The 22,363-nt window shown below is 59.2% G+C and carries 17 protein-coding genes; 12 read left to right on the top strand and 5 right to left on the bottom strand.

Features of this window, described 5'->3' with window-relative positions:
• Positions 1-4: 4 nt before the first annotated feature.
• Positions 5-1,399 carry a bifunctional UDP-N-acetylglucosamine diphosphorylase/glucosamine-1-phosphate N-acetyltransferase GlmU gene (gene glmU, locus BQ9843_RS05920; RefSeq protein ID WP_075844276.1) on the top strand — a complete coding sequence of 465 codons (1,395 nt, stop codon included), beginning with the start codon at positions 5-7 and terminating at the stop codon, positions 1,397-1,399.
• 42 nt (positions 1,400-1,441) lie between these two features.
• Positions 1,442-2,428: a ribose-phosphate diphosphokinase gene (locus BQ9843_RS05915; protein WP_075844275.1), complete on the top strand. Its 987-nt coding sequence runs from the start codon at positions 1,442-1,444 to the stop codon at positions 2,426-2,428.
• 238 nt (positions 2,429-2,666) lie between these two features.
• Here BQ9843_RS05915 and BQ9843_RS05910 read toward each other — a convergent pair whose 3' ends face one another.
• On the bottom strand, positions 2,667-2,987 hold the full coding sequence (locus BQ9843_RS05910; RefSeq protein WP_230205619.1) for a TIGR04076 family protein: 321 nt from the start codon (positions 2,985-2,987) through the stop codon (positions 2,667-2,669).
• 1 nt (position 2,988) lies between these two features.
• Positions 2,989-3,816: a PfkB family carbohydrate kinase gene (locus BQ9843_RS05905; protein WP_075844274.1), complete on the bottom strand. Its 828-nt coding sequence runs from the start codon at positions 3,814-3,816 to the stop codon at positions 2,989-2,991.
• 174 nt (positions 3,817-3,990) lie between these two features.
• Between BQ9843_RS05905 and BQ9843_RS05900 the strand changes: the two genes are divergently transcribed.
• From BQ9843_RS05900 to BQ9843_RS05870, 7 genes are all read left to right on the top strand, one after another.
• Positions 3,991-4,203: a hypothetical protein gene (locus tag BQ9843_RS05900; RefSeq protein WP_075844273.1), complete on the top strand. Its 213-nt coding sequence runs from the start codon at positions 3,991-3,993 to the stop codon at positions 4,201-4,203.
• A gap of 174 nt (positions 4,204-4,377) precedes the next feature.
• Positions 4,378-5,484: an acyltransferase family protein gene (locus BQ9843_RS05895; RefSeq protein ID WP_075844272.1), complete on the top strand. Its 1,107-nt coding sequence runs from the start codon at positions 4,378-4,380 to the stop codon at positions 5,482-5,484.
• Between the two features lie 38 nt (positions 5,485-5,522).
• On the top strand, positions 5,523-6,005 hold the full coding sequence (locus tag BQ9843_RS05890; RefSeq protein WP_075844271.1) for a low molecular weight protein-tyrosine-phosphatase: 483 nt from the start codon (positions 5,523-5,525) through the stop codon (positions 6,003-6,005).
• A gap of 224 nt (positions 6,006-6,229) precedes the next feature.
• Positions 6,230-6,733: a MarR family winged helix-turn-helix transcriptional regulator gene (locus BQ9843_RS05885; RefSeq protein WP_083647950.1), complete on the top strand. Its 504-nt coding sequence runs from the start codon at positions 6,230-6,232 to the stop codon at positions 6,731-6,733.
• Entirely contained in the window at positions 6,726-8,516 is a 1,791-nt protein-coding gene (locus tag BQ9843_RS05880) for an ABC transporter ATP-binding protein (RefSeq protein ID WP_075844270.1), read from the top strand. Before BQ9843_RS05885 ends, BQ9843_RS05880 begins: the two co-directional genes overlap by 8 nt.
• Entirely contained in the window at positions 8,509-10,425 is a 1,917-nt protein-coding gene (locus tag BQ9843_RS05875) for an ABC transporter ATP-binding protein (RefSeq protein ID WP_075844269.1), read from the top strand. Before BQ9843_RS05880 ends, BQ9843_RS05875 begins: the two co-directional genes overlap by 8 nt.
• Positions 10,426-10,635: 210 nt before the next feature.
• On the top strand, positions 10,636-11,214 hold the full coding sequence (locus tag BQ9843_RS05870) for a xanthine phosphoribosyltransferase (RefSeq protein ID WP_075844268.1): 579 nt from the start codon (positions 10,636-10,638) through the stop codon (positions 11,212-11,214).
• Between the two features lie 94 nt (positions 11,215-11,308).
• On the opposite strand, the gene BQ9843_RS05865 is transcribed toward BQ9843_RS05870, so the two are convergent.
• Positions 11,309-11,812, bottom strand: coding sequence for a flavin reductase family protein (locus BQ9843_RS05865; RefSeq protein WP_075844267.1), 504 nt, complete (start codon positions 11,810-11,812; stop codon positions 11,309-11,311).
• A 286-nt stretch (positions 11,813-12,098) separates the two neighbouring features.
• Between BQ9843_RS05865 and rlmKL the strand changes: the two genes are divergently transcribed.
• Both rlmKL and BQ9843_RS05855 read left to right on the top strand, forming a co-directional pair.
• Complete coding sequence (gene rlmKL / locus BQ9843_RS05860; RefSeq protein WP_075844266.1) at positions 12,099-14,522, top strand: bifunctional 23S rRNA (guanine(2069)-N(7))-methyltransferase RlmK/23S rRNA (guanine(2445)-N(2))-methyltransferase RlmL; 2,424 nt, start codon at positions 12,099-12,101, stop codon at positions 14,520-14,522.
• Positions 14,523-14,748: 226 nt separating this feature from the next.
• Positions 14,749-16,788 carry a KUP/HAK/KT family potassium transporter gene (locus tag BQ9843_RS05855; protein WP_075844265.1) on the top strand — a complete coding sequence of 680 codons (2,040 nt, stop codon included), beginning with the start codon at positions 14,749-14,751 and terminating at the stop codon, positions 16,786-16,788.
• Positions 16,789-16,944: 156 nt separating this feature from the next.
• Here BQ9843_RS05855 and BQ9843_RS05850 read toward each other — a convergent pair whose 3' ends face one another.
• Positions 16,945-18,759: an adenine deaminase gene (locus BQ9843_RS05850; protein WP_075844264.1), complete on the bottom strand. Its 1,815-nt coding sequence runs from the start codon at positions 18,757-18,759 to the stop codon at positions 16,945-16,947.
• A 36-nt stretch (positions 18,760-18,795) separates the two neighbouring features.
• On the bottom strand, positions 18,796-19,614 hold the full coding sequence (locus BQ9843_RS05845; RefSeq protein ID WP_083647949.1) for a nitroreductase family protein: 819 nt from the start codon (positions 19,612-19,614) through the stop codon (positions 18,796-18,798).
• Between the two features lie 344 nt (positions 19,615-19,958).
• On the opposite strand from BQ9843_RS05845, the gene BQ9843_RS05840 reads away from it, so the two are divergent.
• Positions 19,959-22,196, top strand: coding sequence for an LTA synthase family protein (locus BQ9843_RS05840; RefSeq protein ID WP_075844263.1), 2,238 nt, complete (start codon positions 19,959-19,961; stop codon positions 22,194-22,196).
• Positions 22,197-22,363 lie beyond the last annotated feature (167 nt).

Below are 22,363 nucleotides of genomic sequence, written 5' to 3'. Positions count from 1 at the left end.
AAGCATGGACGCAACCGCCATCATCCTCGCCGCCGGCGAGGGCACACGCATGAAGTCCAACCACGCCAAGGTATCGCATAAGATCCTTGGCAAACCGATGATCAACTGGATCGTCGACGCTACGATCGCCGCAGGCTGCAGCCGCGTGATCGTTGTCGTGGGAAGCCATGCAGACGAAGTGCGCGCGCTTCTCCAAGGCACATATGCCAACTCCCCCATCACCGTCGAGACGGTTGAGCAGGTCGAGCGCCTGGGTACCGGCCACGCTGTAAAGGTGGCCATCGAGGCTTGCGGCATCGAGAATGGTCCCGTTGTGGTGCTCAATGGCGACCTGCCGCTCATTCAGGCAGACACGGTAGCCAAGTTCGCCCAGACCGTAGACGGCGGCACCTATGCCGCGGCCGCCCTCACCTTCACGCCGCCCGAGCCCTTTGGCTACGGACGCATTGAGCTTGACGAAGGCGGCTCCATCGCCCGTATCATCGAGCAGAAGGACTGCACGCCCGAGCAATCCGAGACGCTCCTTGAGTGCAACGCCGGCTGCTACGCCTTCGATGGCGCCCAGCTTAAGCAGCATATCGGCGAAATCACCAACGACAACGCACAGAGCGAATACTATTTGCCCGACATGCTCGAGATTCTCAAAAGCGCGGGCCAGGCTGTCACCATCTTCCATTGCGATGACTACCGCGACGGTCTGGGCGTGAACTCGCGCGCTCAGCTCGCTGAGCTCACCGCCATCGCACGCGACCGCATCAATGCCCGCTGGATGGCAGAGGGCGTCACGTTCCTCGACCCCACGCAGGCATGGATCGGCCCCGACGCAACCATTGGCCGCGACACCATCGTATGGCCGCAGACGCACCTGATTGGCAACACTCACGTGGGCGAGAACTGCCAGCTGGGCCCCAATAGCCGCCTTACCGATACCCAGGTTGGTAACGACTGCGTGGTCGACGAGACCGTCTCCATCGAGGCCGTCCTCGAGAACAACGTCAACTGCGGCCCGCGCGCTTATCTGCGCCCGGGCACTCACATGCTCGACGGCTCTAAGGCCGGCACGCACGTGGAGATCAAGAAGTCCACCATCGGCCGCGGCTCCAAGGTTCCGCACCTCTCCTATATCGGTGACACCACCATGGGCGAGGGCGTGAACGTGGGCGCCGGCTCTATCACATGCAATTACGATGGCAAACATAAAAATCCGACCACCATTGGCGACCGAACCTTCATCGGTTCCGATACTATGATGGTGGCTCCCGTTAATATCGGATCCGACGCCGTAACAGGCGCCGGCGGAACCATTACCAAGGATGTCCCTGATGGCGCGCTTGCTCTCGAGCGTACCAAGCAGTGCATCATAGAGGGCTGGGGCACGCGCCACAACGCGGGCAACTAGCTCAACGACAAGGGTCAAGTACGTACTAAGGAGTAGGGGCAGATGCCAACTAACGATCCCACCAAAAGGCGGGCGATCTACAAGACCATGCGCGTGTATTCCGGTTCTTCCAACCGTCCGCTCGCGCAGAAAATCGCTGACATCCTGGGGGTCGAGCTTTCCGGCCTCGCTCTTGAGCAGTTTGCCAATGGCGAGATCTACGCTCGTTACGAGGAGACTGTCCGTGGCGCCGATGTCTTCCTGATCCAGTCCATCGCCGGCGAGAACGTCAACGACATGCTCATGGAGGTGCTGGTAGCTGCCGACGCCGCCAAGCGCGCTTCCGCCCGTTCCATCACCGCCGTCATCACGCACTACGGCTATGCTCGCCAGGACCGCAAGGCCGCTCCCCGCGAGCCCATCACCGCTCGTCTGGTCGCCGACCTGCTCGAGTGCTCTGGCGTGAACAACATCATCACGCTCGACCTGCACCAGGGCCAGATCGTGGGCTTCTTTGACGTCCCGGTCAACCACCTTTCCGCCCTGCCGCTGTTCGCTGATTACTACAATGCTATGAACCTCGACAAGGAGAACCTCGTTGTCGTGTCCCCCGACGTGGGCCGTGCCAAGGCAGCCAAGAAGCTGTCCGATATGCTCGACTGCGACCTCGCAATCGCCCACAAGGGCCGCCCGCATCACAACCAGGCCGAGGTCATGGGTATCATCGGTGATATCAAGGGCAAGACCTGCATCATCAACGACGATATGATCGATACCGCAGGCACCCTGTGCGCCAACGTCCGCGAGCTCAAGGCCCTGGGCGCCGGCGACATCTACGTGTGCGCCACCCACGGCATCTTCTCGGGCAAGGCCATCGAGCGCCTGAACAACGCCCCCATCATGGAGTGCGTGGTCACCGACGCCATCCCCGTCGAGGTTGGCGGCAAGATCAAGACCATCACCGTGGCCGACGAGTTTGCCAGCGCCATCGCCGCTGTGTATAACGAGGAGTCCGTGTCCCGCCTCATCGGCGGCGACTTTGCCATGTAAGCCTTTGGGCATAGCAAGTAATGCGGGGTGCACCTCAATTGAGGGGCGCCCCGCTTTTTTGTTCTGCGTAAGAACAAGAACTTGTCCTTAGAGCAACGCGCGGCATTCTAAGGACAAGTTAAGGCCAAAACTTGTCCTTAGAATTTCAGTGGACTCCTCTAAGGGCGACTTCTTGCAATGAGAGAGCTCGGCTCTCGTCGAAATCTCTTTGCGACCAATCGGGGCGCTCAGACCCGGACTACTCCACGACCTCGGCCAAAAAGACGTTGAGGGTATCGACCTCGGGGCAGCAGAATTTGGCCGTACCGGTCTCGTTGCCGGGAACGGTACCGCCGTAGCGAAGGATATCGATATAGGGAAATCCCACATGGCAGGCCATGGGGCAGAGCTTGCCGCGATCGCGATCAAAATCAAAGACATCGCCCGGTTTGTGACCATGGTGGCAACGGCACTCCCCCAGCTGGTCCACGCAGGTAATGCGGATGCGCGGGCGCTTGCCACGTGGCGCACCGGCGGGCTTGAAGCTCGCTGTCCCCTCTGCCATCGGCTCGTCCGCCACGCTACTCACCGTCAATCACGTCGAGACAGGCCTCGATAGGAAGACCCGCAGACTTATCCTCTTGATCGGCATTGCGAGCAATAAGCTCGCGCACCACGCGCGCGGCGTCGGCAGAAGCGCGCTCCAACGACCACCCGTGCATCACGCGGCCCAGCAACACGCTGGAAAACGTATCGCCGGTACCCGGGAAGTACACGGGCAGCATATCGATGGGCACGGTGAAATACTCCCCCGCCGCATGGTCAAAGCCCACGATGACATCGGCCCCGTCGACCTTGCAGCTCGTGATAACCACCGACTTGGCGCCCAGGCCGCGCACGGCATCGACCAGTGCACGGGCCGCCTCGGAAGTAAGCCCATTCTCCATGGGCGTTTCGGTAAGCAGGCATGCCTCGGTATAGTTGGGCACGGCGCAGTCCGCACACTCCACCAGGCTCCGCATAAGACCGATCGTGGACTCCGGCACACCGGCATACAGCTTGCCGTTGTCGGCCATGATGGGATCGACGAACACCTTGGTGCCCGTCTTGGCACGACGATGGCAAAAATCGGAGATGATGCGTGCCTCTTCCTCCGTCACGATGAAACCGGTGGAGATAGCATCGAACTCAAAGCCCAGGTCTTCCCAGATAGCAAGGCTCTCGCGCACATATTCCGTGGTGTCATGAATATAGAACTTAGGGTAATTGAGCGTATCGGACACCAGGGCCGTCGGCAGATTATGGATGCGATACCCCATGTGCGAAAGCACGGGCAGCATGGCCGAAAGCGCCACCTTGCCATAGCCGCACATGTCGTTGATCAGCAGAAGCTGCTGGGTGTTTTTCATCTGGTCCCCTTAGCGATTCGAGCGTCCACACGGCGCCGCGATTGCCCCAGTGTAGCGCAGCAACGCATAAGGGACACCCATCCGCTAGACTCTCGATAGAATTGTTTACCTGTGGGCCGCCCGCACAAAGTCGTGCGCCCAAACGCTTTGCAACCGATACCCCGAGGAGTTCCTATGCAGCCGCACCGCGTCCTTTTGAGCATGGCCGCGCAGGTCATCACCCCGATCCTCTCCGGCGTGGTCATGGACGTCAACCCTGCCATGCTCTTTGCCTACATCACGGGCATGGGTGTGCTCATGGGCCTCTCCGTGGCCGGTGCCAAGCACGGCGACGCCATCCTCATTGACGAGATCGTCCGCCGCGAGGAGGCGGCCGAGGCCGAGTAGGGTGGGTGCCGCCGCCCTTGCTGCCGGCGGTCGCGGCTCCGGACAGCGCACATAAAGATGAGCCAGACCCCCGAATCCGCCCGATTTGGGGGTCTTTCTCGTCAAAATGTACGCTAAATCCATGAGGGTATATAATGGGACGCTCTGCTCGAATGCACGAAGGAAGGGGTGACGATGCCTGCTCACGAGAAACGCGTCTTGTCGCTTGACGGCCTGCGAGGGCTTGGGGCGCTGATGGTGTTCCTGTACCACGTCGACATCATGGTCAAGCCGTTTGGCGCGGGGGGTCCGAGCCTCTTCCCTGGCACCGCGTCGGTTATGGTGTTCTTCATCCTGTCTGGCATAGTGCTGTCTCTTGTTCCCTTTAAGCACATGGGAAACGGCGGGTACGACTGGCTTGGCTATTACCCAAGAAGGGTCGTCCGCCTTTGCGTGCCGCTGTTTGCGGCGATTGCGCTGGCCCTTCCTGCGGGCTACGTGGCCTGGCGCCTGGGGTCCACGTCGCGCTCCGCGCTTGCCGTCGCCTACAACGCGGGCCTTCCCACTGCGGTTCATGACATCCTCATGCAGTTCGACGTGCTGTTCAACGTGTCCGATGGCCTCAACAACCTCTTTGGCGCGCAGCTCGTCCGCGTTGACTCTCCCGTCTGGTCCATGAGCTGGGAACTCTGGTTTAGCCTGACGCTTCCGCTGGCCATCTGGTGCATATCAAGGATTCGCCGGACGGGTCTGGCGGTTGTTGCGACCTTTATTGCGGTGCTTGTCTCGTACTGGACGGGCTACTTTCCGCTGCGCCTTTGCCTGATGTTCTGGCTTGGCGTCATGGTGGCCCGGCAATTCGACAAAATCAAGGCCGTCAAGCTTTCAATGCTGGCCGAGCTGGCGCTGCTTGTGGCCTCCGTTGGTGTTATCGAGCTCTCGCTCGTGTGGCATCCCGGTGGGGTTCTCGAGGCGTTGAAGTCCACCGCCATGAACGCGGCCTGCCTGGTGGTGGTTGTCGTCGCGATCGCCGACGGGTTCACGCGCCGTGCGCTCTCTGCGGCCCCCATGGTCTTTTTGGGAAAGGTGTCGTACAGCCTCTACCTTACCCACGCCATGGTCATCGGTGCGCTCGTTGCCCTGCTGCCCAGGCTCGGGATTGTCGACCCGCTCGCGATTGCCGCGGTCTCGCTGCCCGCAAGCATGCTCGTCTCCGTTGTGTTCTGGCGCATAATCGAGGTTCCCAGCGTGAACCTGTCGCGCTCGCTGGCATCGCCAGGGCCTAGGGACGCCGTTCGATAATGCGTCGTACTTGGCTTCGTTTGGAGAGAGGGCTGGTCATGAATAGCCCAAAGCCCGTCCACCGCGTTCTCTTTGTCTGCCACGGCAATATCTGCCGCTCGACGATGGCGGAGTCGGTATTCACCGAGCTTGTACGCCAGGCAGGTCGCAGCGATGAATTTGTTATCGACTCCGCCGCCACCTCGACCGAAGAAATCGGCAACTCACCGCATTATGGAACCGTGACCAAACTGCGTCAGATGGGCGTGCCCCTGGTACCGCATCGCGCGCGTCAGGTGCGCGACGACGAATACTCCGACTGGGACCTTATCATCGGCATGGATAACGCCAATATGCGCAACCTTCGCCGTATCTTCAAGCACGAACCCGAAGCGCAAGCCGACGGCTGCGCCAAAGTGATCAAGCTCTTGAGCCTCATCGGCAGCGACCGCGACGTCGCCGACCCTTGGTATACCGGCAATTTCGATGTCACGTATGAGGACGTCCTCGCCGGTTGCGAGAATTTGCTCAAACAGCTATAGCAAATCGGCTTTCAACATAGGATCGAGCGCCGGCAAGGTCTAAATCTCAGGGCGTATGCGCAAGTGGCCCTACGGACCTTGCGTAACCCGGAAAGAGCGAGCTATCCACCCTGTATATTCTTCTCAAAAACATCCTTCGGTACCTTGACAACCATATATCGTGCGGTACCCTCATTATTCGTGTACCTCAAAGATAACGAAGAAGAACGAAAGGAGTGACCTTTTTGACAGCAGAAAAAGCCTCCGGCGCATGCGGCCTGCCTCGCCTCTTAGGAAAAGATCCCGAAGATCTGCCCGAACCCGAAAACGCCGAAGACAAGCTCGCGAAACAGATTCTCAGCGGCCTTGGCTATTGCGGGCACTACCTGCATTTCCATGGAGGCGGCACCTCTGGCAAAGCCCCCATCATCTGTCTGATTGCCAAACATGGCGGCAAGATTTCCCAGCAGGAACTGGGCTTGCATTTTGCTCTTAAGCCCGGCTCCCTCTCCGAGATTCTCTCCAAGTGCGAGGCTATCGGACTCATCGAGCGCTCGCGCAGCACCGAAGACCGTCGGCAGCTCATCGTCGAGCTTACCGAAGAGGGCGCGCGCCAGGCAGAACTTGAACAGGCTGCACGCATTAAATTCCGCAGTGAAGCATTCTCTGCCCTCACGCTCGAAGAGCGCGAGCAGCTACTCATCATGCTCAACAAGATTCGAAACACTTGGGAGGGATTCGATGATTAAAACTCTTGCAGCAAGCGTCCGTGACTATAAGAAAGTCACCATCGCCACCCCGCTGCTGGTATTGGGCGAGGTCATCTGCGAGATGAGCATCCCGTTTGTCACCGCAAACCTTATCGACTCCATCAAGGATGGCGCCGCCGTCGCAGACATCCTGCCCACTGCCGGCATCCTTGCGATTATCGCGCTGTGTTCGCTTGCCTTTGGCGCCGCAGCCGGCATTACCTGCAGCCACGCCAGCTGCGGTTTTGCCAAGAACCTGCGCCACGATCTGTTCTACAAGATCCAAACGTTCAGCTTTGCCAACATCGACGCGTTCTCGAGCTCCTCGCTCGTCACACGCCTCACCACCGATATCACCAATGTCCAGCAAGCATTCATGATGCTCATCCGCATCGCCGTGCGCTCCCCACTGGTGCTTATTTTCGCTTTTGTCATGGCCTTTGCCATGGGCGGCAGCGTGGCGATGGTCTATCTAATCATCATCCCGATCCTGGGCTTTGGCCTGTTCTTCATCATCTTTAAGGTGCGTCCCATCTTTGCGCGCGTCTTTCATAAGTACGATGCGCTCAACGAGTCTGTCGAGGAAAACGTCACCGGAATGCGCGTGGTGAAGAGCTACGTACGCGAGGATCACGAGAAGCAGAAATTTGCCCGCGCCGCCCGCGACGTTTGCGCCGACTTCACCCGCGCCGAGAAGCTCCTGGCCTTTAACAACCCCATGATGAACATCTGCGTCAACGGCGCCTTTGTCACCATCATCTACTTGGGGTCGAAAATCATCATCACGAGCCAGGGAACCCTGTTTGACGTGGGTCAGCTCTCCTCGATCTTTACCTACGGTTTCCAGATCCTCATGAGCCTCATGCAGCTCTCTATGATCTTTGTCATGGTCACCATGGCAGACGAGAGCTCGCATCGTATCGTCGAGGTGCTCAACGCCACCCCGACCATTGCCAATCCCACCCAGCCCGTCACCGACGTTGCCGACGGCTCTATCGACTTTGACCACGTGAGCTTCAAGTACTCCAAGCACGCCGAGCGTCAGGCCCTGGATAACATCGACTTGCATATCAAGAGCGGCGAAACCATCGGCATCATTGGCGGCACGGGCTCTGCCAAGTCTTCGCTCGTGAACCTTGTCGCACGTTTGTATGACGCCACCGAGGGGACCGTGCGCGTAGGCGGCGTGGACGTACGCAACTACGATCTGGATACGCTGCGCCATCAGGTCGCCATGGTGCTGCAGAAAAACGTGCTGTTCTCGGGCACGATTGCCGAGAATCTGCGCTGGGGCGACGCCAGCGCCACCGACGAAGAGGTGCGCGAAGCCGCGCGCCTTGCCTGCGCCGACGAATTTGTCGACGGCTTCTCCAAGGGCTACGACACCTGGATCGAGCAGGGCGGCTCTAACGTCTCCGGTGGCCAAAAGCAGCGCCTGTGCATCGCACGCGCCTTGCTGCGCCATCCCAAGATCTTGATTCTCGATGACTCTACAAGTGCTGTCGACACCAAGACCGACGCCAAGATTCGCGAGGGCCTGGCCACGTATCTGCCCGATACTACCAAGCTCATCATCGCCCAGCGCATCTCCAGCGTGCAGGAAGCAGACCGCATCATCGTAATGGAGGGCGGACGCATTGCCGATATCGGCACACATGACGAGCTGCTTAAGCGCTCCGAGATCTACCGCGAGACCTTCACCTCGCAAAACAAGATGACCGCGGAGGCACAGGCCCCCGCCCCGGATGACACAGAACTGGAAGGAGGCGAGGCACATGAGTAAGGCAACCACCGCCGAGCGCGCTAAGAACCGCAAGCCCGGTACATTCTCCCGTCTGATCAAAACGCTCTTCTCGTTCTACCCCGTGCTGCTGCCCTTGGTGACGCTGGGCGTTATCGTTTGTGCCGTCATCAACTCCATCGGTGCTACCTTCTTGCAGCGCGCCCTCGAGGTCATCAGTACCTCATGGCAGTCCGGCGACTGGGAGGCAGCGCGTCCGCAGATCTTGAGTCTGGCCACAACGCTTGGCTGCATCTATGCCGTCGGCGTGCTCTCCTCGCTCTTCTGGAACCGCGCGATGGCCATCGTCACGCAGGGCTCGCTCGAGAAGCTGCGCGAAAAGATGTTCAACCGCATGCAGGACCTGCCGATTCGCTACTTCGACACGCACCAGCGCGGCGACATCATGAGCCATTACACCAACGACATCGACACGCTGCGTCAGATGATCAGCCAGTCGTTGCCCAACTTGCTCATGACGATCATCGTTATCTGCACGGTGTTCTTCATCATGCTGTATTACTCCGTCTGGATGTGCCTGGTGATTATCGCCGGCGTTACCTTTATGACCTTTATGACCAAACTGCTGGGTTCCAACTCTGCGCGCTTCTTCATTGCGCAGCAGACGGAGCTTGGCGTAGTCGAGGGCCACATCGAAGAGGTCATGAACGGCCAGAAGGTCGTCAAGGCATTCTGCCATGAGTCCGCCGCCGAGGCCGATTTTGACGAGCGCAACGAAAAGCTCTTCGAGGTGTCGCAGAAGGCCAACATGTATGCGAACATCCTCATGCCGATCCTTATGAACCTGGGCAACCTCCTCTATGTGCTGGTCGCTCTTGCCGGCGGCATCTTCCTGGCGCTGGGGGTGCCCAACCTCTCCATCTCCGGCACGGCGCTCTCCATTGCCGTCGTGGTGCCGTTCCTCAATATGACCAAGCAGTTCTGCGGCCAGATCGGCCAGATTTCGATGCAGATCAACGCCGTGGTCATGGGCCTTGCCGGCGCCGACCGCATCTTCGAGCTCATTGACGAGCAGCCTGAAGAGGACGAAGGCTATGTCACGCTCGTAAACGCCGAGCGCAACCGAGCAACCGGCCAACTTGTCGAGACCGACAAGCACACGGGCCTGTGGGCATGGAAGCACCCGCACCACGATGGCACCCTCACCTACGAGGAGCTGCGTGGCGACGTTCGCATGGACCACGTTGACTTTGGCTACACGCCCGACCACGAGGTGCTGCATGACGTGAGCGTCTTTGCCAAACCTGGTCAGAAGGTCGCCTTCGTGGGCGCCACCGGTGCTGGCAAAACGACCATCACCAACCTCATCAACCGCTTCTACGACATCGCCGACGGCAAGATCCGCTACGACGGCATCAACATCAACAAGATCCGCAAGGCTGATCTGCGCCGAAGCCTGGGCGTAGTGTTGCAGGACGTGAACCTGTTCACCGGATCTGTGATGGACAACATCCGCTACGGCAACCTGAGCGCCACCGACGCGGAGTGCATCGCCGCGGCCAAGCTCGCCGGCGCGCACGACTTCATCACCCGCCTGCCGGAAGGCTACAACACCATGCTCTCGGGCAATGGCGCACAGCTTTCCCAGGGGCAGCGCCAGCTGATCTCTATCGCACGCGCCGCCGTGGCCGATCCTCCCGCAATGATCTTGGACGAGGCCACGAGCTCCATCGATACGCGCACCGAGGCTATCGTGCAGCGCGGTATGGACGCCCTTATGAACGGCCGCACCACCTTCGTGATTGCCCACCGTCTCTCCACCGTGCGCAACTCCGACGTGATCATCTGTCTGGAGCACGGTCGTATCATCGAGCGCGGCAACCATGAGGAGCTTATCGCCAAGCGCGGTTACTACTATCAGCTCTACACCGGAGCCTTTGAGCTGGAGTAGCGCCTTCCCACATATACGACCTCACCGAGCGGCCGCCCGACAACGCATCACGCGTCGGGCGGCCGCCTTCATACTGGCTCGTTTTGGACGGTCTACACCATTGCTTCGTGGCGTGTAGATGAATGAACACCCTGCGGGTATGTCCTGAGTCCCAGACGTGGCAATATGGTGAACAATCGTTTCCGCGCGTTCGTCATCTGGAGGACATACATGAAGGAGCTCGAAGACCGCATTCGCAAGGACGGCATCGTCCGTGAGGGCAACGTCCTGAAAGTCGACAACTTCCTCAACCACCAGTGCGACGTGTCGTTATACGACCAGATGGGTGCCGAATGGGCACGCCTGTTTGAGGGCAAGCGCATCGACAAAATCTTGACGATCGAGACGTCCGGCATCGGCATTGCCTGTGTCGCTTCCCAGCATTTTGGCAGCGTGCCTGTGGTCTTTGCGCGCAAGACCGAGTCCACGAACCTCGACGGCGAGCAGTACCGCACGGAGATTAGGAGCTTCACCAAGAATCGCGTTTACAACGTTATTGTTGCCAAGCGTTTCCTCAACCCCGGTGAGCATGTCATCATCATCGACGACTTCCTGGCCATGGGCTGCGCCCTCAATGGTCTTCTGGAGATTTGCGACGAGGCCGGCGTTGTCGTCGAAGGTATCGGCATTGCCATCGAAAAGGGCTTCCAGCCCGGCGGCAAAGAGCTTCGCGAGCGCGGCTACCAGGTGGAGTCCCTCGCTATCGTCGACAGCATGGACCCCGAGACCGGCAACATCGTGTTCGCATAGCGCACTGCACCAAGAACCCCTGCGATAACGGCATCGGCCCGCACGCTTTGACGGCGTGCGGGCCGATGTTGTTTACGTCATGTTGCCCCAATCTCTACTCGATATACGAAGATGCCTTGGGCGGTGTCTTTCCCTTGAGGACTTTGTGATAGTAGTCATAGGTAAGCGGAACTTCATCAGACAGCTTTTGCGCATCCTCAACCTCGCCAATAAAAAGCAGGTGCGTGCCCACGTCGAGGGTTTCCACCAAACGGCACGAGAACAGCGCCGTCGCATGCTCGGGCACATAAGGCGCACCAAGAGCAGTCTGGCGCTCCTCATAGCGTTCGAACTTATCGAAGTTCGCCGAGGTACGGAAACCAAAATTGCCGATGTAGATCATGTCTGCCGTCTGATCGATAACCGTCACGGCAAAGGCGCCGGCATCGGCAATCACTCCTGCGGTGAAGTTCTCCTTGTTCACCGCAACCGAAATGCGCGCAGGGCTGGACGTCACCTGCACCGCCGTGTTGACCACGCAGCCTGCCTTGCGATCGCCTGCCGCGGCACTCACCACATACAGACCACTCGTCATCGTAAAAAACGCTGTCTTATCCATACGCGCCAACCTCCTCGTACAGAGCTTGCTATGTAGAACTCTTATACCCGCATGCAAGTGTCTGCAATCGTAAGAAGCAGAATGGCCGCAAGGGTCACTTTTCATCTTTAGACCTCACTTGAAGGCCGCTATCTTATAGAAATTGACTTTTTTATAAGATAGCCGAGCAATCGGCAGACCTATTTCATATGAGAGGACTGCGGTGCAGCCTTTGCGCACCGACCTATCCCGCCGGCCATCCATGCGATAATGTGCCGGAACATACTGATTGCGAAAGGCGCATGCCATGGAATTCTTTGCCAGCTGTCCCACCGGTTTTGAGGACGCCCTTGCCGATGAGCTCAATGCCCTCGGCCTAGCACAAGTACGCAAGCTCAAGGGCCGCGTTTCGTTTACAGGCCAGGTCATCGATGGCGAGCGCGCCTGCCTGTGGTCACGCCTGGCGAGCCGTATTCTGGTGGTCATCGATCGCTTTGACGCCCGCAACGCCGATGCCCTCTACGCCGGCACACGCGAGATTGCCTGGGAAGAGATCCTGGCCGAAGGCGCCACCATCGCCGTCACCGCTCGTGGCACCAATGACAACTTGCGAAACACCCGCTTTAGCGCCCTGCGCGTAAAAGACGCCATCTGCGACCACATGCTTGAGGCAACCGGAGCGCGTCCTAACGTCGATACCGAAAACCCCGACGCGCGCATCGCCCTTTCCATTCGCAACAATCGCGCAAGCCTGCATCTCGACCTCTCGGGAGACGCGCTGTTCCGCCGCCTCCCCCGCGAGGCAACCCACGGCGATGCCGCCCATCATGTGCTTCGTCCCGACTACGCCGCCCTTGCCCTCGCGCAGGGAGGATGGCCCCTGCTGTGCGCCGAAACCCCCGGTGAGGACGAGGGCGCCGAGAGCGCGGCCCCGCTCGTCTTTGTTGACGTCTGCTGTGCAGGCGGCGGCCTGGTGCTCGAGGCGACTCAGCAGCTTCTCGACCGTGCCCCGGGACTCTTGCGTGAACACTGGGGCTTTATGGGCTGGCGCCTGCATGACGAGCAAACCTGGGAAGCGCTTCTGGACGAAGCCGACGGTCGCGCCGAACGCGCAAGCGAACGCCGTTGCCGTGTCATCGCCACCGATGTAGACGCCGCCGCTGTCTCGGCCACACAGCGCGTCCTCGCTGCCGCCGGTCTCTCCCAATACGTAGCCACCATGCCTCCCAACGCACAGAAAATCGTGGCAAAGCTCGGAATCCGCCGCGCACCGCTTCCCGCCCGAGGCATGGTCGTGGCCGACACCACCGACATTGTCCCAACCGATACCTCGCGCGCCCTCAAACTGCTCGATAACGTCACGCGCGATGAGCTGCTAGAGCACCTACCCTGCGTGGTGCTCGCGCGCGACACGATCGTTTGCCGCAGCCTGGGCCTCTCCCCCGCTCGCACGCTCGCCATCAAACCCAACAACGAAGACGCCTCTCTCATGTACTTCGATCCCGCCACGCGCGCACAGAGCGAAGAGGCCGATGCGAATCAGGCAACCGTTGAAGTGGGCGACGGTGTGCGCATCCCCGTGCTTATCCCCGAATCCGACCAGTTTGCTGCCCGCTTGCGCAAGGTAGCAAAGCAGCGTCGCCGTTGGGCCGCGCGCGAGGGTGTCACCTGCTATCGCGTCTACGACGCCGATCTTCCCGACTACGCTGCAGCCATCGACCTCTACGAAGGAACGCCGGATACCCCTGGCCGCTGGCTCGTCGTGGCCGAATATGCCGCCCCTAAAAGCGTCGACCCCGAGCTCGCTCAGGCACGCATGATGGATATCCTCGCCGTCGCTCCCGCCGTGCTCGATGTCCCTGCCAATCATGTGGCCACCCGCGCTCGCACGCGCTCGCGCGGCGGCTCGCAGTATGCCCAGGGGCCGCGCGGCAAGAAGGGCAGCAAGGGCGCAAGCGCGCCCAAGCGCGACATGCTCAACGACCCGACGCTTCCCAATATCCAAGAGGGCGGCCTCACCTTTACGGTCAACTTTGACGATTACCTCGATACCGGCATCTTTCTTGACCACCGCGTTACGCGTGGCCTGGTGCGAGAGCACGCCAAGAAGGCGCGCTGGTTCCTCAACCTGTTTGCCTACACCGGCACCGCCACCTGCTATGCCGCCGACGCAGGCGTGGAAGAAACCGTTACTGTCGACCTTTCCAACACCTATCTGGACTGGGCCGAGCGCAACATGCGCCAAAACGGCTTTACCGGCTCCAACCACTACTTTGTACGCGATGACGTGCTGGCATGGATTCGCGACCAGCGCCAGACCGACAACCGCTGGGACTTGATCTTCTGCGATCCGCCCACGTTCTCCAATTCCTCGAAGATGGGCCGCCGCACCTGGGATGTGCAGCGCGACCATGTGGATCTTATCGTAGGCATCTCACGCCTGCTCACGCGTGAAGGCGAAGCCATCTTCTCGTGCAATCTCCGCACGTTCAAACCGGATACAGAAGCCCTGGCACGAGCCGGCGTAGTGCTTACCGACATCACCGAGCAAACCATCCCCGAGGACTTCTCGCGCAACAAGCGCATCCATCACTGCTATATCGTCAAGCGCTGCCGCATCGAAGACGCCATGCGCCTGGCTGGTATGGATGATGCCGCCATCAGCGCACGTCAGGCGGAGCTACGCGAACACGAGCGCGACCACGGACGGGCAGGCAGCTCGGAAAAATAGAAAGAGCGAATCCGCCCCGCATGCGCCCGGGACACGATTCTCCACAGACCACGCGCTCCTGTGGTCCAATTCCTCGACTGCGCAGGCGTTTTCGCAAATTGTCGCGCACAGAATCGCGCGCATGGCTATACTTTTGAGGATTAGGCACCCGTTTTCCAACAGCCGCCCCTATCGGGATATCTACCTGGTAAGGCGGCTGAGATGGTAAAAGGAGGAACGACGCGACATGGGCAAAAAGGCTCAATCCGCAACCGTGAGCAACGCTGATGCGCACGCAATCCCTATCAGCCTCTCCGCCATGCTCGTCACGCTTGGCGTGGTGTACGGAGACATCGGAACGTCCCCGATGTACGTCACCAAGGCGCTCGTTGCCGGCAACGGTGGCATTACCTCGGTAAACCAGGAATTTATCCTGGGCGCCCTTTCGCTTGTGATCTGGACAGTCACGCTGCTTACCACCATTAAATATGTGCTGATCTGCATGAAGGCCGACAACCACGGCGAAGGTGGCATCTTCGCCCTCTATAGCTTGGTACGTCGCTTTGGCAAGTGGCTCATCATCCCTGCCATGCTGGGCGGCGCCGCACTTTTGGCCGACGGTATCCTCACTCCCGCGGTGACCGTTACCACCGCTGTCGAAGGTCTGCGAACCATCCCTGCCATGGAGTCGATCATCGGTCCAGGGCAGACCCACGTGGTCATCATCACGCTTGCAATCATCATCGCGCTGTTCTTGATTCAGCACGTGGGTACCGCCAAAATCGGCCGCGCCTTTGGCCCCATCATGACCCTGTGGTTCCTGTTCCTGGGCGGCACCGGCTTGTTCTTTGTCCTGGGCAACCCCATCGTTTTGCTCGCGTTCAACCCGTTTGAAGGCATCTCGTTCTTGCTCTCGCCTCACAACCATGCGGGCATCATGATCTTGGGCAGCTGCTTCCTTGCCACCACCGGCGCCGAGGCCCTCTATTCCGACATGGGCCATGTGGGTCGCGGAAACATCTACGCCACCTGGCCGTTCGTTAAGGTCTGTCTGCTGCTTTCCTACCTTGGTCAAGGAGCTTGGTTGCTTGCCAACGCCAGCAACCCCTCGCTTGTGGGCATCCATGACCTCAACCCGTTCTTTGAGATGCTCAACAGCAACGTTCGCCCGTTTGCCGTGATCCTCTCCACGCTTGCCGCCATCATCGCCTCGCAGGCGCTCATCACCGGCGCATTCTCACTGGTATCCGAGGCAAGCCGTCTGGACCTCATGCCGCACATGCAGGTCTTCTACCCGGCAGAGACCAAGGGCCAACTCTATATCCCCATGGTGAACAACGTCATGCTCGTGGGCTGCGTCATCGTGGTCTTGCTCTTCCAGTCCTCCGCTCACATGGAAGCGGCATACGGCCTGGCCATCACCATCACCATGATGTGCACCACGCTGCTGCTCTTCTTCTACCTGCATAGCGACCGCAAGATCAAGGTCTTCCCCTGGGTCTTTATCGTGTTCTTCCTGGCGCTCGAGGGCTTCTTCTTTGGTTCCTCGCTCACCAAATTCTTCCACGGCGGCTATTTCACCATTTTGATGGCAGCGCTCATCATGGGCATCATGGTGAGCTGGTTCAACGGCACCGCCGTCGAACGCCGCCAGGCAACGCTGCTGCCGCTGCGCACCTACCTGCCACAGCTCGATCGTCTGCGCAACGACGAGACCTACGAGCTGATGAGCGACAACATCGTCTACCTTACCAAGGACAGCAACACCGATTACATCGATCGCGACGTGATCTACTCGATCCTCGACAAGCACCCCAAGCGTGCTCGTGCCTACTGGTTCATTAACGTCGAGACCATGGACGAGCCCCATACGTTCGCCTATTCCGTTGAGACCTTTGGCACCGATTACGTCTTCCGCGTGCACCTGTTCTTGGGTTATAAGGTCAACCAGCGCGTGAACGCCTATCTGCGCCAGGTGGTCTCCGACCTGTCCGCATCCGGCGAGCTCCCCGACCAGACCCACGAGTATTCGGTCTATAAGAAGCCGAGCCCCATCGGTTCGTTCCAGTTCATCATGCTGCGAAAGCTTCTTGCACCCGAATCCGATGTGGACAGCACCGAGCGCACGGCTATTGTCCTCAAGTACCTCATTCGCCGCGCCGCCGGCAACCCGGCACGCTGGTACGGCCTGGAGAACTCCAACGTCACGTTCGAATATGTGCCGCTGTTCACCAAGTTCAAGAGCGTCGACAAGATGCAGCGCATCGCCCCAGACGAGCGCCCCTAGTTTCGCACCCCCGTCGTTCGTTTAGCTCGACGCATTCCCATGCGCACCGAAAATGCCCCGCACCTCCCATGAGATGCGGGGCATATTTTTTGTCCAATCAGGTCCGATCAAAAATATGACAAAACAAACCCGTGGACTTTTGTCATATGGGGAGGGTTAGTCTTCGATGAGCAGGTCCTCGAACTGGAAGGTGAGGCAGTTCACATAACCGCGATTAGTAAGGCGAAGCACCGGCACGCAAGGCAGCGAAAGGATGCCCATGGTCATGAAGGGCGAGGGCATCTTGCAACCCATATCGGCCCAAGCCTGCTCGATGGCAGCCACCTCCTGGGCAACTTCCTCGACATGCTTGTCACTCATGAGGCCGCAAACCGGCAGTTCCACCAAAGCGAGCACGCGGCCGTCCTGAACCGCGACCTCGCCACCGCCGCACTCCACGAGCGTCTGGGCAGCAAGCGCCATGTCCTCGTCGTTATCGCCCACAACAAGCAGGTTGTGGGAGTCGTGCGCAACAGTCTGTGCCAGCGCACCGTGGACGCCAAAGCCCGTGCAGAAGCCAAACGAATGAGTACCCTCGGCGCCGTGATGGCGGTCGAACACGGCCATCTTGAGCGCATCGATCGCGGGGTTCGCCTGCAGCTTTCCGTCCACAACGGGAACCTCGATTACCGCATCCTCGGTAATGGTCGAGCCACCTACACCGCCAATGGCGCGCACGCGGCACATACCGTCGGGACGGTCCACGGGAATCTCGAAATCCGCAGCGGTAAAGGTGCGGCCAACGTTCATGGTATGCGTCATAAACTCGGGCCACTCAAAGAGGTCGTGGTCGAACGTGGCCTTCCCGTCTTGAGCCACCAAGTCGCCGTCGATATAAACCTGCTCGGGAATGAAGGTCTCCAGATTGGGCAGGACCACCATGTCGGCGCACTTGCCCGGGGTGATAGAACCCATATCCTGGTCCACGCCCAGGCACTGCGCGGCGTTGATGGTCGCAAACTGCAAAGCTGTCACAGGGTCACATCCGCACTCGAGCACGGCGCGCAGAGCGCGGTCCATGCCGCCCTCGCTGACAAGCGTGTTGGGATGGTTGTCATCGGTGCACAGGATAATCAAACGCGTGTCGACGCCGCTCTCAAGCACCTGCGGGAGGTAATTGGGAAGCGAAAGCCATGCCGAGCCATAGCGCGCCTGCACGTACATGCCCATGCGCAGCTTGGCCATCACGTCGTCGGACGTAATGCACTCGTGACAAGCGCGGACGCCCGAAGCGATGTATGCGTTGAGGCCGCGATCGGTCTCGGAGATGGAGTAGTGGCCCGTCACGCACTTGCCGGCCTTGAGGGTCTCCCCCACCTCATGCTGGGCATTCTCCTCACCACCCAGGATGCCGGGGAAGTTCATCATCTCGCCCAGGCCTACAACGTCATCCCACTTCATGGTCTCGGCAACCTGTGCCGCATCCACGTAAGAGCCGCTGTCGTCAAAGCCGGTCACGGCGGGCACGCACGAAGGCGTGGTGAGCATCGCTTTGAGCGGGGCGCGCTTGGCATCGTCAAACATCACGCGCACGCCATCGAGGCCTACAACGTTGCAGCATTCATGCGGATCGGCAAAGATCGCAGTGGTGCCGCGCGGGACCACAACCTTGGCGTACTCGGCACAGCCGATCATAGCCGACTCGACATGAATGTGAGAATCGATATAGCCCGGAGCTACGTACTTGCCCGTAGCGTCCACTACCGTCGTGTTCTCACCAATGCAATGCTCCGCGGTGTACTCGCCCATGCCCAAATAGGCGATGCGCCCACAGGACACGGCGATATCAGTGTCTTCCAAAATCTCGTGCGTGGTTACGCTCACCAAGTTGGCATGACGAATCACGAGGTCTGCCGGCTCCTGGCCCTGCGCTACGCGCACGAGCTTGTCATTGCACTCCCAAAGCGGAGTCTTGCAAAAATGGTTGATCATGTAGATGTCCTTTCTTCGTTTTCGCGCGACGGTTTGTTATTTACCCTGCCAGTTGTTGAGCCATAGCTGCATCGAACGGCACATTTCGACCATAAAATCGCTCGTGTGCTTACGCGTATAGATATCGTGTACGCGCGAGGCAGGCTCGGTGGCATGCGGGCGAAACATCGCGTCCATCTCGGCAATCTGCTTATCGAGAACTGCCACGTCGGCGCGCTGGTAGCGCTCGCGCATCACCAAGTTGCAGACGGGATGCGGCGTTGCAGGGCGGCGTTTTTTGGGCTCTCCGATAATGAGCATCGAAAGCGGCACGGTGTAGGCCGGAAGGTCAAGCAGCTTGCGCACTTCTTCCTGGCATTCAATGATATCGCCGATATAGCAGCTGCCAAGCCCTACGGCCTCTGCCGCGATGGTTGCATTCTGAGCCGCGATCACGGCGTCCTGTGCCGCGATGGCAAACTCGCCCAAACCGGGCGCGACGCGCGGGCTCTTACCCGTGCGCTTTGCAAACTCGGGTGTAAAGCAGCCCGCATGTTCAAACAGGTCGATCCACTTAGCGTAGTCGACAACAAACACCAATGCCCAAGGCGCCTTTGCGATCATAGGCTGGTTGTCGCACAGAACCGCCAGGCGGTCGCGCGTCTTTTGAGAACGCACGTCGATGATGGAATACATCATCATGGCGCCCGCAGAGGGTGCACGGCTTGCTGCATGCAAAATCGCAGCACGCTGTTCGTCGGTGATATCGACCCCCTCGCTAAAAGAACGAGTCGAAGAACGCGCATCGATGAGCCCGAGCGTGGCATCATCTGCATACGCTGCGGGAATGGTATCGATGGTTAGCTCGTCTGCCATGAGTTGAATCCCTTCTATTCGCGTTGCTCCATCATGCCACGCGACGCATGAGAAACGGCGGAGAACCGCCGAACGTGGCCGAAAATCGAAAGGAAAGCCCTCGCGACGCGCCTCGGAGAAAACCGATATGTCACTTAGCTTGCACCGTCATTGGAATTGCCCGCTTTTTCAAGGTAACCCTCTGTTGACTTCGTGACGAAATTCCACAGATAGGGGCGTTTTCGTGCATCGATACGAAATCTCAACATTCCCACGGTACTATGGTTGCTTGCAAAACGCGAAGCATAGGCACGGACTCCCACGTCCGTGTATACGCCAGATAATCCGCAAAGGAGCCCCACCATATGTTCGCTGCCCTCGTTTCGCTCGTTGGCGCCGCAGGCACGGTACTGCTCGTGCTCAAGCACCTCAAGGCTTGCAAAAGCACGGGAGACACCCCGAGCCGCACGCTCTTTGTCCGCTGCGGCCTCATCCTGCTGATCCAGCTGTTCTTCACCGTCTGGTCCGCCATAGGCCTCGTGGACTGTGCAGACCCCATGGCGGTTGTCGTAGCGATTGTTGCGCACGCACTCCTGTGCGGCTGCGCCTATTTCAATATCCACCGTGATCGCGTGCTCGAGCGCCTGCAGGCGCTCCTTGGCGCAGAGGGAAAGTTTGCCCATCCGCTGCTTGCCGCCTCGATCATGATTCTTCTTGCCGGCGTCTTTGCCACGCTGGGACTCGAATTCTCTTCTAACCACGATCTCACTTGGATGTATCCCCTGTGCCTGCTGCTCGAGTGGGCGCTCGTCGCATTCGCCATGCTGGGACTTTTCTTCCTGTTCCAGCGTCGCTGCGGCGGTGCCGTCGTGCTTGCTGTCGCCCTCTATGTCCTGGGCCTTGCCGAGTACTTTGTCATCCTGTTTAAGTCCATGCCCATCTCCCCCGGCGATTTGACGGCCCTCTCCACCGCCGCCGCCGTTGCTGGCACGGGCTTCACATACACGATTACCAGCTTTTGCATGCTGAGCCTCGCCTTTACGGTTATCGCTATCCAGATTTGCACTCTCGCGGCACAGGTTGCACCCAAACGCCAAAAAGGTTCCTGGCGCGGCCTGGTGCTCAACCTGCTGATTGCCATCGTCTGCCTGGGCGGCATCGCTGCACACACCACGCTGCTTGACTACTACCACACCCTCTATATTCAGGTGTACTCCTGGCGCCCGCTTGAGAGCTACTACCGTCAGGGCTTCCTGCCGTCATTCATCTCAGGCGCACAGACTATCAAGCCTTCCAAGCCCGAGGACTACACGGTCTCTGGCGCAAAAAAGCTCATCTCCGAGTACGCGAAGGAGTATGACGGCAACAACCAGACGGGCGGCTCTTCTGCGACGCGACTTGAGGCCACGAAGCAGTTTGATGAAGAAAAGCCCACGGTCATCGCCGTCATGAACGAGACCTTCTCGGATCTCTCCATCTACCAGAACATGCATGCCGACTATCAGGGACCCACGTACTTTAAGAGCATCGACGATTGCCTCTCGCGCGGGCGCCTCTACGTCTCCGCCTATGGCGGCGGCACTGCCAACACCGAGTTTGAGTTCCTGACGGGCAACTCCATGGCTTATTTGGGCAGCGGCGTGTATCCGTACACCACATACGACCTCACCGACACCGAGAACCTCGCCGCGCAGTTCAAGTCGCTTGGTTACTACACCACCGCCATGCACCCCAACCATGGCACCAACTGGAACCGCGAGAACGTCTATAAGGACTTTGGCTTTGACCAATTCCTCACCATCAACGACTTCCAGAATGCCGAGACGCTGCGCGGCATGGTGACCGATAGGGCTACGTACGACAAGATTCTTGAGCTGCTGGACACCAACAGCAACCCGCAGTTCATCTTTGACGTAACCATGCAAAACCACTCCGGTTATGACACCGGCCTCATCCCCTACGACAAGCAGATGAGTCTGAATATCGACGGCGAGTTCAACTCCAACGTCAACGAGTATGTCTCGCTCATTCAGCAGTCCGACGAGGCACTTAAGTACTTCCTCAATAAGCTGAGCAAGCTCGATCGCAAGGTTGTCGTAGTGTTCTGGGGCGACCATCAGCCGTTCTTCCCCGATACGTATAACGACCGCTGGTTCACTAACGAGGACGACGCCACGCACCAGGAACGCCTATGGCAGACCAGCTACATCATCTGGGCCAACTACGACGTAGCAGGCAATTCCCAGACGAGCCACGAGGAAGACCTTTCTTCCAACTACTTAAGCTCTGAGCTCATGAAGCTTATCGGCGCGCCCCTCACCGACTACCAGAAGGCCCACCTCACGCTGCGCCAGTCGCTGCCCGCTTTGAACTCCGTAGGCTACGAGGATTCTCAGGATCGCTGGCTGCTCTCCAGCTCAAAGAGCGATGAGGCATATAACGACACCATCGCTGCGGCCTGCGAGAAAGCACGCTCCGATTACCATGCAATGCAGTACTACATGATGTTTGGCGACGGCAAGGACATCTACACCAAGCACTATCAGGACGCCGCAAACGAGACGGACCCGAACCTGGCGCCGGGCACCACTAAGATCAAGTAGAGTTCTATCCCGAATGATCGGCCGGGGCCCTTTCGCTCGAGCCTGCAAACAGTCCTCCAAATGAGAAAAGCGCCGCTGGCGCTTTTCTCATTTGTGCGGAACTTGTCTCGAGCGAAAGGGCCCCGGCCTCATCCCACCAGAAGCCACTAGCCGCTATGCCCGGCGTC

This window comes from Collinsella bouchesdurhonensis (assembly GCF_900155365.1).
GTDB classification, from domain to species: domain Bacteria; phylum Actinomycetota; class Coriobacteriia; order Coriobacteriales; family Coriobacteriaceae; genus Collinsella; species Collinsella bouchesdurhonensis.
The sequence above is the reverse complement of the archived record's forward strand: the minus strand, read 5'-3'. Positions and strand labels throughout refer to the sequence as shown.

Excerpts from the sequence above, each read along its gene's own strand:
- BQ9843_RS05915 (WP_075844275.1), top strand. The coding sequence starts at position 1,442 with ATGCCAACTAACGATCCCACCAAAAGGCGGGCGATCTACAAGACCATG.
- BQ9843_RS05900 (WP_075844273.1), top strand. The coding sequence starts at position 3,991 with ATGCAGCCGCACCGCGTCCTTTTGAGCATGGCCGCGCAGGTCATCACC.
- rlmKL (WP_075844266.1), top strand. The coding sequence starts at position 12,099 with ATGGAATTCTTTGCCAGCTGTCCCACCGGTTTTGAGGACGCCCTTGCC.
- glmU (WP_075844276.1), top strand. The coding sequence starts at position 5 with ATGGACGCAACCGCCATCATCCTCGCCGCCGGCGAGGGCACACGCATG.
- BQ9843_RS05880 (WP_075844270.1), top strand. The coding sequence starts at position 6,726 with ATGATTAAAACTCTTGCAGCAAGCGTCCGTGACTATAAGAAAGTCACC.
- BQ9843_RS05865 (WP_075844267.1), bottom strand. The coding sequence starts at position 11,812 with ATGGATAAGACAGCGTTTTTTACGATGACGAGTGGTCTGTATGTGGTG.
- BQ9843_RS05850 (WP_075844264.1), bottom strand. The coding sequence starts at position 18,759 with ATGATCAACCATTTTTGCAAGACTCCGCTTTGGGAGTGCAATGACAAG.
- BQ9843_RS05890 (WP_075844271.1), top strand. The coding sequence starts at position 5,523 with ATGAATAGCCCAAAGCCCGTCCACCGCGTTCTCTTTGTCTGCCACGGC.
- BQ9843_RS05840 (WP_075844263.1), top strand. The coding sequence starts at position 19,959 with ATGTTCGCTGCCCTCGTTTCGCTCGTTGGCGCCGCAGGCACGGTACTG.
- BQ9843_RS05905 (WP_075844274.1), bottom strand. The coding sequence starts at position 3,816 with ATGAAAAACACCCAGCAGCTTCTGCTGATCAACGACATGTGCGGCTAT.
- BQ9843_RS05875 (WP_075844269.1), top strand. The coding sequence starts at position 8,509 with ATGAGTAAGGCAACCACCGCCGAGCGCGCTAAGAACCGCAAGCCCGGT.
- BQ9843_RS05895 (WP_075844272.1), top strand. The coding sequence starts at position 4,378 with ATGCCTGCTCACGAGAAACGCGTCTTGTCGCTTGACGGCCTGCGAGGG.
- BQ9843_RS05855 (WP_075844265.1), top strand. The coding sequence starts at position 14,749 with ATGGGCAAAAAGGCTCAATCCGCAACCGTGAGCAACGCTGATGCGCAC.
- BQ9843_RS05845 (WP_083647949.1), bottom strand. The coding sequence starts at position 19,614 with ATGGCAGACGAGCTAACCATCGATACCATTCCCGCAGCGTATGCAGAT.
- BQ9843_RS05870 (WP_075844268.1), top strand. The coding sequence starts at position 10,636 with ATGAAGGAGCTCGAAGACCGCATTCGCAAGGACGGCATCGTCCGTGAG.